Origin of the sequence: Sphingobium sp., assembly GCF_003248505.1 — a bacterium.
Taxonomy (GTDB): Bacteria; Pseudomonadota; Alphaproteobacteria; order Sphingomonadales; family Sphingomonadaceae; genus Sphingobium.
Map to the genome: position 1 here is coordinate 1 of NZ_QFOA01000083.1, position 14,309 is coordinate 14,309.

The 14,309-nt window shown below is 59.4% G+C and carries 15 protein-coding genes; 9 read left to right on the top strand and 6 right to left on the bottom strand.

What is annotated here, in order from left to right:
- Nucleotides 1-100: 100 nt before the first annotated feature.
- Both DI606_RS17355 and DI606_RS17360 read left to right on the top strand, forming a co-directional pair.
- A complete protein-coding gene (locus tag DI606_RS17355) occupies nt 101-2,203 on the top strand; it encodes a TonB-dependent siderophore receptor (protein WP_293985181.1) in 2,103 nt (700 codons plus the stop codon).
- 44 nt (nt 2,204-2,247) lie between these two features.
- Entirely contained in the window at nt 2,248-4,278 is a 2,031-nt protein-coding gene (locus DI606_RS17360) for an Atxe2 family lasso peptide isopeptidase (RefSeq protein WP_293985180.1), read from the top strand.
- An 11-nt stretch (nt 4,279-4,289) separates the two neighbouring features.
- Here DI606_RS17360 and DI606_RS17365 read toward each other — a convergent pair whose 3' ends face one another.
- The 6 genes from DI606_RS17365 to DI606_RS17390 form a co-directional block, all read right to left on the bottom strand.
- Complete coding sequence (locus tag DI606_RS17365; protein ID WP_159365854.1) at nt 4,290-5,972, bottom strand: asparagine synthase-related protein; 1,683 nt, start codon at nt 5,970-5,972, stop codon at nt 4,290-4,292.
- Entirely contained in the window at nt 5,969-6,643 is a 675-nt protein-coding gene (locus tag DI606_RS17370; protein WP_159365853.1) for a lasso peptide biosynthesis B2 protein, read from the bottom strand. Before DI606_RS17370 ends, DI606_RS17365 begins: the two co-directional genes overlap by 4 nt.
- Before the next feature lie 58 nt (nt 6,644-6,701).
- On the bottom strand, nt 6,702-6,836 hold the full coding sequence (locus DI606_RS17375) for a benenodin family lasso peptide (protein ID WP_146037182.1): 135 nt from the start codon (nt 6,834-6,836) through the stop codon (nt 6,702-6,704).
- Nucleotides 6,837-7,002: 166 nt separating this feature from the next.
- A complete protein-coding gene (locus DI606_RS17380) occupies nt 7,003-7,635 on the bottom strand; it encodes a GntR family transcriptional regulator (protein WP_234893135.1) in 633 nt (210 codons plus the stop codon).
- Nucleotides 7,636-7,638: 3 nt separating this feature from the next.
- Nucleotides 7,639-8,049, bottom strand: a complete 411-nt coding sequence (locus tag DI606_RS17385) for a helix-turn-helix domain-containing protein (protein WP_159365852.1) — start codon at nt 8,047-8,049, stop codon at nt 7,639-7,641.
- A 141-nt stretch (nt 8,050-8,190) separates the two neighbouring features.
- Entirely contained in the window at nt 8,191-8,613 is a 423-nt protein-coding gene (locus tag DI606_RS17390; RefSeq protein ID WP_159365851.1) for a hypothetical protein, read from the bottom strand.
- Nucleotides 8,614-9,055: 442 nt separating this feature from the next.
- Between DI606_RS17390 and DI606_RS17395 the strand changes: the two genes are divergently transcribed.
- From DI606_RS17395 to traV, 7 genes are all read left to right on the top strand, one after another.
- Entirely contained in the window at nt 9,056-9,871 is an 816-nt protein-coding gene (locus DI606_RS17395) for a DsbC family protein (protein WP_159365850.1), read from the top strand.
- A gap of 196 nt (nt 9,872-10,067) precedes the next feature.
- Nucleotides 10,068-10,382 carry a hypothetical protein gene (locus DI606_RS17400; RefSeq protein WP_029547519.1) on the top strand — a complete coding sequence of 105 codons (315 nt, stop codon included), beginning with the start codon at nt 10,068-10,070 and terminating at the stop codon, nt 10,380-10,382.
- 132 nt (nt 10,383-10,514) lie between these two features.
- Nucleotides 10,515-10,781, top strand: coding sequence for a type IV conjugative transfer system protein TraL (locus tag DI606_RS17405; protein WP_008827576.1), 267 nt, complete (start codon nt 10,515-10,517; stop codon nt 10,779-10,781).
- A 5-nt stretch (nt 10,782-10,786) separates the two neighbouring features.
- Entirely contained in the window at nt 10,787-11,422 is a 636-nt protein-coding gene (locus tag DI606_RS17410; RefSeq protein WP_159365848.1) for a TraE/TraK family type IV conjugative transfer system protein, read from the top strand.
- Nucleotides 11,406-12,182, top strand: coding sequence for a type-F conjugative transfer system secretin TraK (locus DI606_RS17415; protein ID WP_159365847.1), 777 nt, complete (start codon nt 11,406-11,408; stop codon nt 12,180-12,182). The genes DI606_RS17410 and DI606_RS17415 overlap by 17 nt, the downstream gene beginning before the upstream one ends.
- Nucleotides 12,179-13,525: a TraB/VirB10 family protein gene (locus DI606_RS17420; protein WP_159365846.1), complete on the top strand. Its 1,347-nt coding sequence runs from the start codon at nt 12,179-12,181 to the stop codon at nt 13,523-13,525. The genes DI606_RS17415 and DI606_RS17420 overlap by 4 nt, the downstream gene beginning before the upstream one ends.
- 24 nt (nt 13,526-13,549) lie before the next feature.
- Entirely contained in the window at nt 13,550-14,152 is a 603-nt protein-coding gene (traV, locus tag DI606_RS17425) for a type IV conjugative transfer system lipoprotein TraV (RefSeq protein WP_159365845.1), read from the top strand.
- The last annotated feature ends 157 nt before the right edge of the window (nt 14,153-14,309 follow it).

The window sequence follows — 14,309 nt, forward strand, 5'->3', positions numbered from 1 at the left end:
CCGCAACAGCAAATGGTAGCCAGAATTCACCAACCGGCGCGGCCACCTATCGGCCATCATAATTGACGCCGACCGGACTCCGTAATCGTCGCGCTACACGCTGCGCGCCCTTCCTCAAAATTTTGGCAGCGGACAGAACCCGGGTGTATTAAGAGGGGTCACGAGCCGAGGCGGGATCAACGCCACCTCGGGCTCGTCGCCGAATCCTCGAGGTCTTGGCGGGGATGCGACACTCACACTGCTTAACGGCCATCGTCTTTCCTATGGGTCTACTGTGCAAGCGGTAGATATAGATGCTATCCCGCTGGCTGCCATAAACCGAATTGACGTTGTTCCCGATGGAGCCTCAGCAATTTACGGGTCCGATGCTGTCGGCGGCGTCATTAATGTAATCCTCAAGCGTGATTATGATGGCGCTTCATTGTCGGCGCGATTAGGCAGCGCAACTTCGGGTGGCGATTTTCAGCAACAGTACAGCCTGGTTGCGGGAAAAAAGTGGCAACGCGGCGGCATTTTGGCAGCGGTCAGTCACGATTACAATTCCGCAATTTATAGCGATCAGCGCGCCTATACCAAATACATGCCAGTCAACAACACGTTATATCCGAAGATAATTCAGACGAATGCAGTGCTTTCAGGCCAGCAATCTATCTCGGATTCCGCAGAGTTCGTAATCGACGCTACCTATAGCCATAGGAAATCTTTCCAGACAATGGGCCTCGTCTCCGGCTATGTCTACGAAAATCGCCCGAGAACGACGTCATACTCGATTTCCCCGTCTGTCAATATCGCGATAGCGCCTGAGTGGCGCTTTAATCTCATGGGGACATACGGACAGAGCGACACCAAGTTTGACCAGATTGGACTTTATAATAGCACCCAGACCAGCCACATCAGAGGATGCTATTGCAATAAACTGGCCAATGTAGAGACGTTTACCTCCGGAAAAATATTTGGACTACTGTCAAACCCCGTCGACCTCGTGTTCGGGGCCGGATATCGATATAATCATCTTACGTCGGTTCGGTATTCAGCCACAAGAGCCGACTCCCGGGGATCAGCCGAGAGTTACTACGGATTTTCCGAACTTTCATTGCCTTTTGTTGAACCTGGTCAAGGGAGCAACCTTATCTACCGCCTGTCGGCGAACGCTGCCGTGAGATACGAACGCTATCCAGGAATTGGTGCAGTTGCCGTGCCAAAATTTGGCTTCTTGTACGGAATTTCGCCATCTATCGACGTGAAAGGGACTTGGGGGAAATCTTTCAAGGTTCCCTCGCTCAACGAGTTGCGCTCGGCTACCTACGCTCAATTGTATCCGGCAGCGACTTTCGGGGGACAGCGCTTCCCGACCGGCTCGACCTTGCTCATCGCCTCTGGAGGTAATCCGGACCTCAAACCTGAGAAGGCAACTTCGTGGTCTGCCTCGCTGGTGTTCCATCCTGAGTTTATCAGCAACCTGGATATCCATGCGACGTATTTCAACGTCAAATATAAGGATCGAGTCGTCCAACCTCTAGCTGGAACGGCGGTTTATCAGGCACTATCGAATGCCGCGTACGCCCAATACGTCACGTACAGCCCCAGCGAGGAGCTTATCAATCAAACGGTGTCGGATGCCGACTTATACTATAATTATGCGGGCGCAGACGGACTTAATAACGTCGTCGCCATTCTAAATAACAGTTACATGAATGCTGCCAGACAGAAAATTGACGGCATAGATCTCACGGTCGATTACAAAATCTCGACCGGTGATGCCTCTTCTCTCCTACTTAACGCCAATGGCGCCTGGTTGTGGTCAAAGCAAAAGTTGTCATCAACCAGCGCATATGTCGACATGGCTGGTATCATCTTCAATCCGCCGCGCTTCAAAGCACGCGCAAGCATCGGCTGGACGGATGGAAGCCTCACCTCGATGTTCTATGTCAATCACGTCAGCAGGCTGGAAGATACCCGTTCGACCACCATAGCGAAGGTCGCGTCGCAGACGACGTTCGACACCTCTATCCGATACAGATTTCCGGAACAGTCCGGCGTCCTCACCCAGGCAAGTCTGCTGTTCAATATCCAAAACCTACTCAATCGACGTCCACCTTATGCCGCACCGACGAGCAATAGCCTCGACTATGTGAGTTACGATTCGACCAATTTCTCGCCGATCGGACGCTTCATTAGCCTGACGGTTTCCAAAGATTGGTGAAAATAGGGCGGCATCGAACCGCCCCTCTTTGCGAGTTTCTCGACATGAAGCTTTTCCGTCTGGCGGGCTATGTTGGCTGCGCGCTGCTGGTGCTCCCGTTTCCTGTTAGTGCCAAATCACAAGATACTGCCTGTCAATTACCACGCACCGCCGTTGAACCTGCGGCAAGAAAGCAGTCAGTTACACCGGATGACCTTCTGCGCCTCAGGGATTTTGGGGGGGTTGGTGTTGCCATCGCCTCTCAGCCTTTCAAGCTTGCGCCAGATGGCAAACTACTGGCACTTCAAATTCGTCAGGCCGATCCTGTTGCCAACAGCTATTGCACGGCGGTCGTTCTCGTTCCCACGGATGCACGCCGAAAACCGTTCGTAATCGATTCCGGTGGCGAGATCGTTGCCACCTATAGCACGGCTTATGGAGCGGCGGAGGTCCCCCAGGGCCTGCCGAAAAGCCCCCTATTCCGATGGTCGCCCGATGGGCAATCGCTGGCCTATACCAAGTCGTTCCCCGATCATTCGGAACTATGGCGGTTCGACCTGCAGGACCGTTCCATCAGGCGGCTCATGACAACCCCGGTCGATATTGAGGCTCTTGCCTGGTCATCTGATGGTTCGGCACTTCTTTATTCCAGTCGCCCCGGACGGATCGAAGCCTTGGAGAAGATCAAGAACGAGGGGCGGACCGGGTATCTGTACGACGAGCGATTTCGCCCCTTATACAGCGACCGTCCACTTATTGCTGCAGACGTTCCGCTCGTGGAGCGCGCCATAGATTCAGCGCATGGCAAAGCGATTCCATTTCCGTCCGATGAAGGACAGCGGCTTGCTTCGACGACAGAATGGCCCGAAAAGGCTGTTGCCTACGCATCTTACCACGACAAAGTTGCGTGGTCGGCACCGTTGGTGAATGCCCATGGTAGTAAACCGACACTGAATGTTCGCATGAATGGACGGGTGATCGGCTGCGACAATGCTGTATGCACGAATGTCCATGGCGTTTGGTGGTCGGGCAACGGTCGGACATTGGTTTTCGAGCGCCGCGCGGGCGTGGCCGATAGTCGTACCGAATTTTATACGTGGAAACCCGGCGAAACATCTCCGCGCGCATTGCTCAGTACGGCCGATGCGATTTTCGGCTGCGAACTGACTGGCAACAATCTGTTCTGCGCGGAAGAGACGGCCACCAAACCTCGGTCCGTCATCGCAATCTCAATTGGCGATGGGACGCGCCACCGAATATTCGATCCCAATCCGGAATTCTCTAGACGCCTTTTAGGAATTATTCAGCGTCTGGAATGGTCGAACGCCTTTGGGATCAGCACCTTCGGAGATCTCGTACTGCCGCCGGGTTATCGACATGATCACCGGCTTCCGCTTGTAATCGTGCAATATGAATCTAGGGGCTTCCTGCGCGGAGGAACCGGGGACGAATATCCTATTCAAGCACTTGCTGCACGCGGTTTCGCCGTATTGAGCTTCAATCGGCCCCCGTGGTTCGCGCTGAGCGGCGCACCGCGTACCGGGACGGAGTTTGACCAGTATAACAACAAGGGGTTCGCCGATCGCAGGAGTAACCTTTCTTCCATCGAAACAATCATCCACAGGCTGGTTGATGCCGGCATAGTTGATCCCGAACGCGTCGCGATCACGGGATTGAGCGACGGCGCGGTTACCGCCACGTTCGCGCTGGCAAATTCTCCGCTGTTTTCCGCAGCCATTCTAAGCACATGTTGCGAAGGGCCATTCGGATTTGAAATCGCAGGCGTGGCTCTCGATGATCACTACATCAAGGGCGGCTATCCCTCCACTCGGCGCGGAGATCGGGAATTCTGGGAACTCGATTCGTTGTCTGATGCGCCTCGTGCGAAAGCGGTCCCCCTCCTCATTCAAGCGTCATCTGCGGAGTACAGGATGGCCTTAGGTACATATCGCGAATTGCGTCACCAGGGTTGGCCAATCGAGATGTACGTTTATCCTGACGAAGGGCACATCAAGATATGGCCCGCGCATCGATTGACCATTTATCAAAGGAATATAGAATGGCTCACTCGGAAAATTGGCCTTCCAGAATGGTGAGCGATCTGCAATCAGTGCCAGTTTCGGCACCACATTTCGGTTTCGTGGATATACAGAACAGTGAATATCCTACTTGAATCGGCGCTTTGTGCCCCAACCTCGCCGACTGCGGCAATGTCGAGTAAGCCATGCTGCGCTAGAAGCCCTTCTTTAAGGTCGTCGTAAATCCGGTCCCAATTGTTGTGCAGAATCTCAGCCAATAGCCCAGTGAATGCACCTTTTCCTCTTCGGTCAAGGATCGACGCCGGAAGATATGCGCGCAAAGCGGCCCGTGCGAGTGCCCTGTCTCTTCCCCCTGACAACCAATACCAGGTAGGAAACGACAAGCATTGTTCGACTATCGGCTGAGATAGAAGCGGACAGATTGTCGGCAAGTCGCCTTCAATGTTGAGATGGTCGGTCAAGGCCGTGGCACGAGCAATATTCCGGACAAGTTGCCACTCGCCAGGCATGACATTTCGACAGCGAACTAGCCAAGGATGCGGTTCCTGGCTGATAGTCGCCTTGACTTTCGGGGTCAGCAAATCGGTCCGCACACTCCACGCTTCGGGAATTGAAGTAGGTTTCAGTCCACGTAGCGCCTGGCCCAATACTGCTGGCATTGAGGCTCCAGTGGTGTGACAAACATCAAGGGCGGTCGAAATCAGGTCTCTTCCAAATCCGTTCCTTCGATATCGATCCGCCAACGGATAGGCAGAGTGCAATTTTCCAAAGACATTGTCTCCACCGCCTCCGCTGAAATGAGCGCTGGCTCCGACCCTGGTCGCATAGCCGGCGGAGATCTCATCAAAGACCTGTGTGAATGCCCGTGCAGATGGCCGCGGGCGCCCGGAAGACAGATTCTTTTGGACCGTGACAGCGTCTGACTGGCATAAAGAGATACTCATCTCGCAGCCCAGATGCTCAGCAAGCATCGCGGCATACCGCCTTTCATCGCCCAGAGGTGATCTCGTGTAAAGGTGCAGGAGTTCCGTCGATCCGAATTTGTTTGCGAGGACAGCTACGGCCGAAGAGTCGAAACCGCCTGATACGGACACCAGCGGGTGGGCGTATCGATCGCACCACGTCTTCAGTGTTTGGATCATGGTGGCTTCGAGCAGTTCGGCGGCCTCCTCGAAAGTACATAGTCGGTTTCGCCCAATAAAATTGCCCGGATTCCATATCTGGTCACGGCAAGAGCGGTCACCATCTATGACGACCATCTCACCGGGAGCAACCTCGAAGATGCCTTTCAGGCATGTTTGATGGCGTCTCAAATTTGGCATTATGAGCGAATTTGCGATCTCGTCCCAATCAATGCGGTGCTGTCTGAGCCCGATGGCATCAAGTGAGCGAACATCGGTGCCGATGGCCACGGTTTCGCTGTTGAAGCTATAATAACAGGGGACCATGCCGGACGGATCACGATAGATGGTAACTGCACCTGTCAAATGGTTCCACGCTATAAAAATGAAGCGACCCCAATATGTTTCCGCCATTGAGCGTACAGTCTGGATCGGATCTTCACTAACGTCACCTCGCTCGCTTAGTGACGGGAAGCAGTCGCCTATCACCAGACATTGATCTTGGCGAAGCCATTGAACAGATAGATCTTCGCTCGCGGAAATCTCCCAAGTGTCAACTACTTGCTCATTTTTCGAGTTCGGATGCTCGCAGGCGCCTCTACGCAGAGCGACTGAAAACGCCGTGTTCATGCGACAGCCAATATTGGGCAGAAAGCCTGCACATTTTCAATGTCTTGCCCAAGGACGACGTCGTCCTGTTGTACCCAGCAGTGTGCTTGAAATGGAAGGCGGCGAACGCCAAAGGTGATCTGGACGGGATAGCCGCTCGCCGCAAGCAGGCTAAACAAAGCCAGCGCGTCCGGCAAGCAGCGATCTTTCCTTCGAAACAGAAGTGTCGCGAAGCCAAATGCTGTAAGAAGAGCTTCTTTATTACCATTTTTTATGCGCAATAGGGGATGGTTGGACAGAGATCGTGCCAAGTCGATCGAGTTCTTGAGCGATTTCCTCCTGGCGAAGCCATGGAACACGGCGAGCAATGATATCGCACGGGCCCAATGGACTATGAATTTAGAGGTCGCGCCCTTGGAGACGTCTGGCACCGTGATCGCCCGTGAAGGAGTGATCAGCTTCCTCGATGGCTGTGCGGCAAAGTTTTTTGGAATGGCCTCGAACAGGCCCGTTTGTAGCAGTAACAAAGCGAGATGTGGCTCGACACCCTCGCCTGAAGCGCAAATGCGCCGAAACGCCGCCTCCAAGTCGGGCGTGATCGAGACATAGCGATCGCGCATCACATCAAGAAAGATGAAGCTTCTGTTGAGCTCGCAATAGCCGACATCAGCCTTGAGGCGAACGATGGTCATCCTCGCACCTAACGAGAATGTCTGTCCCGGTGCAGCAGACCGGGACAGACAGTTGATTTCAGCCCTCAAGGATTCCCGGATTGGGCTGCTGGTCGGGATTGTCGGCACCCGAGCCGCCGAAGCCGTTCGTCACCTCGCTGGCGACACCCAGTTCGACCACACGGTCATCGGTGGTTTCATATTCGCGTTCCATATTTGCCTCCTTCTATTCGCCACACTGTTCGTGGCGACAGAAAGGCTATGCCGGAACCCTAATATATTCAGCCACTTTTGCTTTCATGGTGAAACTAATAAATGAACTATATTATGAAATAATCTTTCGCACGCATTGGCCGTCATTTAATGTAGTGATTTCAGCTTTATAACCGCGATTTTAGCGATTCAGAAAGCATATTCGCAGCCCGAATTCGGCGACGGTGGTAGTTCCAGATAGCCTCCAGTAGCCTGCTTCCGGGCTCAAATCTTGCCAATACATTGGCAGAGACAAGCTCGTCCGCGCAGTCCGACCAGCGCTCTGTTTCGACGAGTCGGATAGTGCGCAGACGCTCACCCGCGTTGGCGACAGCAGCCACGAGCTCATTGGAAGAGGACCTGTTCGCCAGCGTGAGAAACATACGCTCGGCGGTCGCGACGATGCGATCGGGATTACTGTAATCGGTCAGCCATCCCTCGGGCGCCACCGGTTCCCGAAGCGCCTTTGGTCCGATCGCCTTGATGGCCATGCGCATGAGATGACCGTGCCATGTGTAGCAGTCCCGCAGCGCGTCGGCATTCCAGCTGGGCACTCTAAATCCCCGATGCGGGCCCATCTGCAGGAGCCGCTCACCATAAAGACGATGCAAGCCGTCGCGGACCGGCGAGCCGCTGGTCCCGATATCGTCGGCGATAGCCGCAATCGACAGCTCCGTGTCGGACGCATAGCGCCCCGAGAGCACGGCTTCCTTAAGGTCCGCATAGACTTTCTCACCCTGGCGCGTTCCCGGCGACATCATCGTTCAGTCGTCGGGCGTTTGGTCGGCATCGCGTGCGAAGAGCTGGTGCGAGAGCGTGTCGAGGTTGTGCCGGGCAATGGCATCTATGCAGACGGTTTCGAGCTTTGAGAGGTCTCCTTCGAGTAGGCCGCGGGGAAAAACCCGCTGATGTTCCATGAACAGCAGCGGAATAACGAGATGCCCGGTGGAAAGCCCCAGGGCATGCGCGCAGCGGAAGTGATCGTCGAGCCGCGACTTTGGATTGCCGGCCTCGATCTCGCGCAGCCAGCGCGCGCCGATGCCGACGCGGGCCGCGAAGTCTTCCTGCGTAATCTTTTCGGTACGCCGTTGCATTTCTATCCGTCTCCCCGACATCAGCTTGATCGTCGCAAGCACCGAGGGATCGCGTGCAGTGGGTATCGCCTGAAGCGGCATGACAAGAACTCCCTGCCAATGGCTCAAAGCTCCCGTGCACAGCCCAGTTCGGGGAAAATGTTGTTCGTTACGCCAAACGTCAATCCAGTAACGCTTTCATGGTGAAAGCATTATTCAAATAAGCCCTACAGATAGTAGGGATCAGCGCGATCGCCGGACCGGAATGGTCTGGGCCGCTCTTCGGTAGGCGGCCTGTAGCTCCCCGTCCTCGGAACTCAGCAGCAGACTGAGCCCGGCATTATAAAGGCGCCATGTCGCTATGGATCGACCACAGTGGCCACTATCGGCAAGGCGCATGCCAACCTGTTCAACGAGATCGGCAAGGTGTGACGTCGTCCCCACGAAGCGGTTCGAGGAACCACCGAGCGCATTGCACATCGGGGATTCCAGTTCGGCGGCGATATCGGCCGGGTCGCTCGCTTCGAGTAGACTCATGGCGACATAGAGGGTCATGCCATAGGGGATGAATTCCTTCGCCAGGCGTGCAACCCGGCAATGGCAGGCGAGGAACTGGTCGATGCCCTGCCCTGAGAGCTGCAGCTTGTATGTTCTCGAAGTCCTCATGCCGAGGCTCCCTGGCTGATTCGCAATCGAAGCGAACCGTCGTGCGACAGCGCTCCCACAGACAAGACGGTAAAATCGACGTCGCAGGGCACGAAAAGCGGAACTGACGTGCCGATTCCGGCACTGTATTTCCGAACCGGCATCTCAGTACCCTGCCTATTGTGCGGGTTATTTCTTCGCTTCATCCTTCATCCATCCGATCACCACGGGGAAGGCGAGCGCAGCCCAAACCACGCTCCCAGCCAGAACCGCATGACGAAAGCCGGCGCGCGGAATCGCACGCGCCGGAAGAAGGAGGCGTGTGCCAATGTTCCACAATCCTCGTGAATTGGCGATGGCCGCCAGGTTAGCTCCTGTGCTCGAAACCGGGCACCCTACGGCGCAGCGGGAAGGCCTGCTCGCGAAATCAACATGGCCGAAGCGGCCGGGTTTATTTCCAAGCGTGGCTGGTGTCACAGCGCTGGCGCTCATGTCGGCTGCCCCCGCCCATGCCGGTGAGCCGGAGCATGTCGCGGCCCAGCCCCAAGACGCTGCGCGAGCGCAGGCTCACGGTGACCCGCTGGCCAACGCGCAGGCTGAAGCCGAGCAGCAGTTGCACCAGACCTTCACCAACCTGCGCTTCGAGGACTTTGGTCCCGCACCGGTCGAGGGACCGCTCTATCAGGCCACCGCAGGCGGCAAGATCATCTATTTCGCGCCGCAGACCGAGCATCTTCTGTTCGCCACGGTCTACGATCGTAATGGCGTGAACCTGACGGCGCTTGCCCAGGAACGGGGCGCAAGCCGGCGCCTGAAGGCGATCGATCCGGCCAAGGCCCTGGCGATCGGTCCGGTGGACGCGCCGACGGTGATCGAGTTCACCGATCCCGACTGCCCCTACTGCCAGGCGCTCGACCGCTACTGGAACGCCAAGGCAGCCGAAGGCAAGCCGGTCCGGCGGCTCATCTTCTTCGTGAGCGGCATCCACCCGACCGCAGCGGCCAAGGCAGAGCATATCCTGTGCTCGCCCAATCGCGAGGCTGCCTTCAAGGCCGCCTATTCGGGCCAAACCCCGCCGGTTCTGCGCCAATGCGCGGCCGGCCATGACAAGGTCGCCGCCGATGCCGAACTGGTCGCCAGGGTGGGTGTCTCGGGAACGCCGACCCTCATCGCGGACGGCAAGCTCATCTCGGGCTTCCAGCAGGCCGAACTCGAGGCGTTCCTCGACCGGCACGCGAAGCCCGCCCTGGCGAAGGCCGCAACCGATGCGCCGCGCTGAGTTCAGACGCACCGTCGCGCAAAGCGACGATCTCTTTCCGGAGGGCATCCAGCCTGCGCCGATCCCGGCGGGGCGGGTGAACCAGGATGCCGGCGGCGGCGGGCTCATGGAGCCGTCCACCGACGCCCCGGCCGACACCGATCCCAGTCGATGCCGGCAGGCGAATGTCCGGACGGCTCCTTCTTGGAGCAATGCCATGATGCGTACATTCGGTAACAAGGCTCTCGCGGCGGCGAATATCGGCCTCCCTTTGGGCGTGATGGCCCTGATCGCCGGCCCGGCCCATGCCTTCTCGGCGCCGGCCCAGGGCGATCTCGGCTACGACATCTACGATATCGTCGTGAACAAGGGCGTGAAGGGCCCGCTGGGCTTCGTAGGCGGCGTCGCCGCCTTCCTGTTCGGCGTCTCGCGCCTCTTCTCGAACATCATGATCGGCATCCCGACAATCGTCGCGGCCGTCTGCCTGATCAAGGCGGATTCCATCCTCCAGACTTTCGGGATGGTCGTCTGAGACGCCGGGCGCGGAGCGCACCTGGCTGATCCGCCAGGCCCGCCCCGCGCCGGCACCGTGCTGGGGGCCGATGGTCGGCCCCCGGAAACCGACACCTTCGCAAGGTGTCATGAAGCAGGAGGAGAAGGGCACATGGACGAGCGCCTTCCGCAATATCTGCATCGGCCGGTCCAGATCCTGTGGTTCGGATCAGACGAGTTCCTGCTCGCGACCTCGAGCGTGTTCGTGGCCGCGATCGTGGGCGGATTTGTCGGCTGGGCACTCATCGCCGCCCTTCTCCTTTTCATCCCGTGGAAGCGAAGCAAGCCCAGGGGCTACCTGTCCCACCTCGCCTGGCGCTGGGGCCTGGTTTCCTTCCCCCACTATCCGGGTCCGACCCAGACCCGTTTCTTCGAGTAGGCGCGATGGGTATCCTCTCACGCAAGCGGGCGGCCGAAGATCCGCTGCTGGGTAAACCGGCGAGCTTCGGCATCCATCGCTATCTGCAGGGTTCGGCCAACCTCTTCGAGGAGAACCGGCTGCTCAAGGTCGCGGTCGTCGGCATGTTTGGCGTCACGGTCGTGCTGGGAGCGGTCATCTACACGACCAACCAGAACGCGCGCACCGTGGTCGTTCCCTTTGGCGCGTCCGGTGACCTCTACGTCTCGGGCAGCAAACCGTCCGAAGCTTATCTCGTCGCGATGACGCGCAACATCGTCGCGCTATCGGGAACCTGGTCGGCCTATTCGGCCGACCGCCAGTTCCAGGAGCTTCTCGGGCTTGTCCATCCGTCCGCCTATGGCGCGATGCGCGACAGCCTGAACGGCGTGCTCGACGAACTGGCCGATAATCCGACCCTGTCGATCGCCACCTACATCCGGGGTGACCAGCCGGTGCGCTGGACGCCCCACGAGATCCTCGTGCCGGTGGAGAAAGTCCGCGTCATCGGCGGCGTGATCCGCAAATTCCGGGGCGTTCTGCGGATCGGCTACCGGATCGAGAACGGCCGCTTCTGGCTGACCCGTCTTTCCGAGGAGCAGTTCGATGCTGAAACACGCTGACCCCTGCGCGTCGCTGCGCCGCGCCCCGATGCTCTGCCTGCTGCTCCTGGCAGCGCCGGCATCGGCACAGGGTATCCAGGCTCTACCGGACCAGACCAGCCATATCCGCCTCTCCAACCGCGACATCAATCATGTCGTATGCGAGGGCGGCGAGATCGAGGACGTCAAGTTCTCGGCCGAGAAGGGTCTCGCCGTCGAGAAGGGCGGCGCGGACGCCTGGATAAAGTTCCTGACCCGCGAGGTCGACGACGCCGGCCAGGTCACGCGGACCTATGTGACCCAGCCTGCGGAATTCTTCGTCACCTGCAACGGCGCGACCTATCCGCTCTATGCCGAGCCCGCCGAGATCCCGGCGCAGACCGTGCTGCTTGTGCCGGGCGCCCGCCAGCGCGCGCAGGCGAACAGCGATCTGCTTGCCGCGCTCGCCGACGAGGACCGCGCGGTTTCGGTGACGATGGCGCTCCTCGACGATCATGTCCCGGCGACTTTCAGCGAGGTCGCGCCATCGGGCGTGGCGATACGGCTTGCGTCTCTGCCCGCCCTTTCGCTGACCGAGCAGCGCCGGATCGCCATCGAAGGCACCGGGCTCTCCGCCTCGGAATACCGGCTACAGGCCGCCGCGCCCATCGTTCTCGACGAGCGCCAGCTGGTCGATGCCGGTCTCGGCGAGCGTATCTTCGCGATCACCCTCGACCGGGTGCGCCTGGCGGCCGGAGAAACCGCCCGCCTCGTGGTCGTACGCCGGGGAGCGGTTCAATGAACGGGCCGGACGACAGGGCGGCGGGCGCGCCGGATCAGCACTCGGCCTACCAGGCGCACCTGGCCGAACAGGCCGCGCGCGAAGGCGAGGATGCGCTGGCTCGTGCCGGGATTGGCGCGGTCTTTGGTCTTCCTGACTGGAAAGCACAGTGGGACCGGCTGTCCGCGAAGCAGAAGCTGCGCGCGCGGCAGTTCGCGGTCGCCGCCGCCGTCGGTGCGCTCGGTTTCGCGCTCTACATGGCCTCGGGGCGTGAGGAAGAGGTGAAGAGCGCCGATCCCGCCGCTTCGCTTAACATGGGCGCGGGCCTACGCGGCGACAGCCTCGAGGTGAAGCTGCGCGGCGACCTCAAGAAAGTGCTCGACGGCCAGCAACTGCTCGGAGACCGCGTCAGCGCCATCGAGGAAGGCAAGGTGGTTCCCGGCAGCAAGGCGGCTGCGGGTAACCAGGGCAGCGATGGCGATCTGCCGCCTGCACTGCCGGATACCGTTCCGGCCCTGCCCTATCCTCCCGAGACGGGCGACATTTCCGCGGACGCCAACAGATTGCCCGCACCGCCGACGGCTCCCGTATCTGTAGCGCCGCCCGCACCGCCGGTCGAGAAGACGGTCGGCGCGATCGGCTCGGCCACGGGTGCGGTCATTCGCACGGGTGGGCCTCAGGGCACCGCCGATGCCTCGGCGTCGTCTAAAAAAAAGAATCGGACGATCTATTTACCGCCTGGTTTCATGAAGGCGCGGCTCCTGACCGGGATCGACGCGCTGGCGAGCCGGGACGCCACGAGCAATCCCGAGCCGATCATCGCGAGAGTCCAGGCGCCCGCAGTCCTGCCCAATGAGGTCAAGGCGAACCTTGCCGGCTGCTTCGTCATCGGCAACGCCACCGGCAGCCTCGCCAAGGAGCGGGTGGAAATCCAGCTCGTCTCGCTGTCCTGCGTCGATTTCGACGAGCATTCGGTGGTCGATCAGCCCGTCAAAGGCTTCTTCGTCGATACCGACGGCAAGAAGGGCCTGTCGGGCAAGGTGGTGACCCGCGCCGGTGCCACGCTCGCCCGCGCTTTCATCGCCGGCACCATCAGCGGCATTTCGCAATCGGTCGAAAGCACCTTCGGCAGCACGTCGACCTCGGCGCTGGGCTCGGTACGCACGCTCGATGCCGCGGACGCCGCCAAGACCGGCATCGCCGGGGGCCTTTCCAAGTCCTCGGACAAACTCACCGACTTCTACCTCGATCTCGCCCGGCAAGCGGGGCCCATCGTCGAAGTCGGCGCCGCCAAGGACGTTGTCGTGGTGATCCAGGAGGGCGTGACCCTCGAGATCAAGCCCGGCGCCGCCGCCAAATTCTGACACTCGCCAACCGGAGACAGGAACATGACCACGCTACGTCCCGCATTGCTGGCTCTCCCCCTCATCGGTCTGTCCCTGTCGAGCTGCGCTGCGGTCGGTTCGGTGATGTCGCCCTACAGCGAGAAGTTCTCCTGCAAGAACAGCGACCATGGCCAGTGCATCCATCCCGATCAGGCCTATGCCGACGCGCTGGCCGGACGATCTTCCAAGTCCGATCCGGCCGTTACCAACGACCGCAAGCTGCTCCAGACGGGAAAAGCGTCAGGGGCAGCAGAGCCCAAGCGCCGCGATGCAAAGACCCCTGCCCTTGCCGAACCCGCTGCCACCAACATCGGCGCAGTGGTCGAGAGCCCTTCCTCGCCGATGCTGCGGCCATCGCGAACGGTGCGCACGCTGATCCTTCCCTATGCGGACAAGCAGCGGCCGGGTCGCCTCTATATGCCGCGCTACATCTATTCGATCGTCGACAAGGCCATATGGGTCGTCGGCGACTATCTGGTCGAACCCGGCGGCCGGGTTCCCGCGCCGTCGGTGTTGCGCACCACGCGCGAGAGCGATCCTGCAGGAACCGCTGAGCTGGCCACCAGTGCACGCCGCGACGCCCTCGAACCGGAGAGCCGGCCATGAGCGCGCGAAATACACGGGGCGGCCTCAGCTACCAGCGCCTGCGCGCGACGGTGACGCGCGATGCCTATTCCGACTTCCTGCCGATGCTGGCCTGGGTCGAGGAGGAAGAGGCGTTCCTGTGCATCGACGATGGCTGGGGCCAGGCCTGGGAGCTCGT

Excerpts from the sequence above, each read along its gene's own strand:
- DI606_RS17420 (WP_159365846.1), top strand. The coding sequence starts at position 12,179 with ATGAACGGGCCGGACGACAGGGCGGCGGGCGCGCCGGATCAGCACTCG.
- DI606_RS17405 (WP_008827576.1), top strand. The coding sequence starts at position 10,515 with ATGGACGAGCGCCTTCCGCAATATCTGCATCGGCCGGTCCAGATCCTG.
- DI606_RS17385 (WP_159365852.1), bottom strand. The coding sequence starts at position 8,049 with ATGCCGCTTCAGGCGATACCCACTGCACGCGATCCCTCGGTGCTTGCG.
- traV (WP_159365845.1), top strand. The coding sequence starts at position 13,550 with ATGACCACGCTACGTCCCGCATTGCTGGCTCTCCCCCTCATCGGTCTG.
- DI606_RS17390 (WP_159365851.1), bottom strand. The coding sequence starts at position 8,613 with ATGAGGACTTCGAGAACATACAAGCTGCAGCTCTCAGGGCAGGGCATC.
- DI606_RS17415 (WP_159365847.1), top strand. The coding sequence starts at position 11,406 with ATGCTGAAACACGCTGACCCCTGCGCGTCGCTGCGCCGCGCCCCGATG.
- DI606_RS17410 (WP_159365848.1), top strand. The coding sequence starts at position 10,787 with ATGGGTATCCTCTCACGCAAGCGGGCGGCCGAAGATCCGCTGCTGGGT.
- DI606_RS17380 (WP_234893135.1), bottom strand. The coding sequence starts at position 7,635 with ATGATGTCGCCGGGAACGCGCCAGGGTGAGAAAGTCTATGCGGACCTT.
- DI606_RS17370 (WP_159365853.1), bottom strand. The coding sequence starts at position 6,643 with ATGACCATCGTTCGCCTCAAGGCTGATGTCGGCTATTGCGAGCTCAAC.
- DI606_RS17360 (WP_293985180.1), top strand. The coding sequence starts at position 2,248 with ATGAAGCTTTTCCGTCTGGCGGGCTATGTTGGCTGCGCGCTGCTGGTG.
- DI606_RS17375 (WP_146037182.1), bottom strand. The coding sequence starts at position 6,836 with ATGGAACGCGAATATGAAACCACCGATGACCGTGTGGTCGAACTGGGT.
- DI606_RS17365 (WP_159365854.1), bottom strand. The coding sequence starts at position 5,972 with ATGAACACGGCGTTTTCAGTCGCTCTGCGTAGAGGCGCCTGCGAGCAT.
- DI606_RS17400 (WP_029547519.1), top strand. The coding sequence starts at position 10,068 with ATGATGCGTACATTCGGTAACAAGGCTCTCGCGGCGGCGAATATCGGC.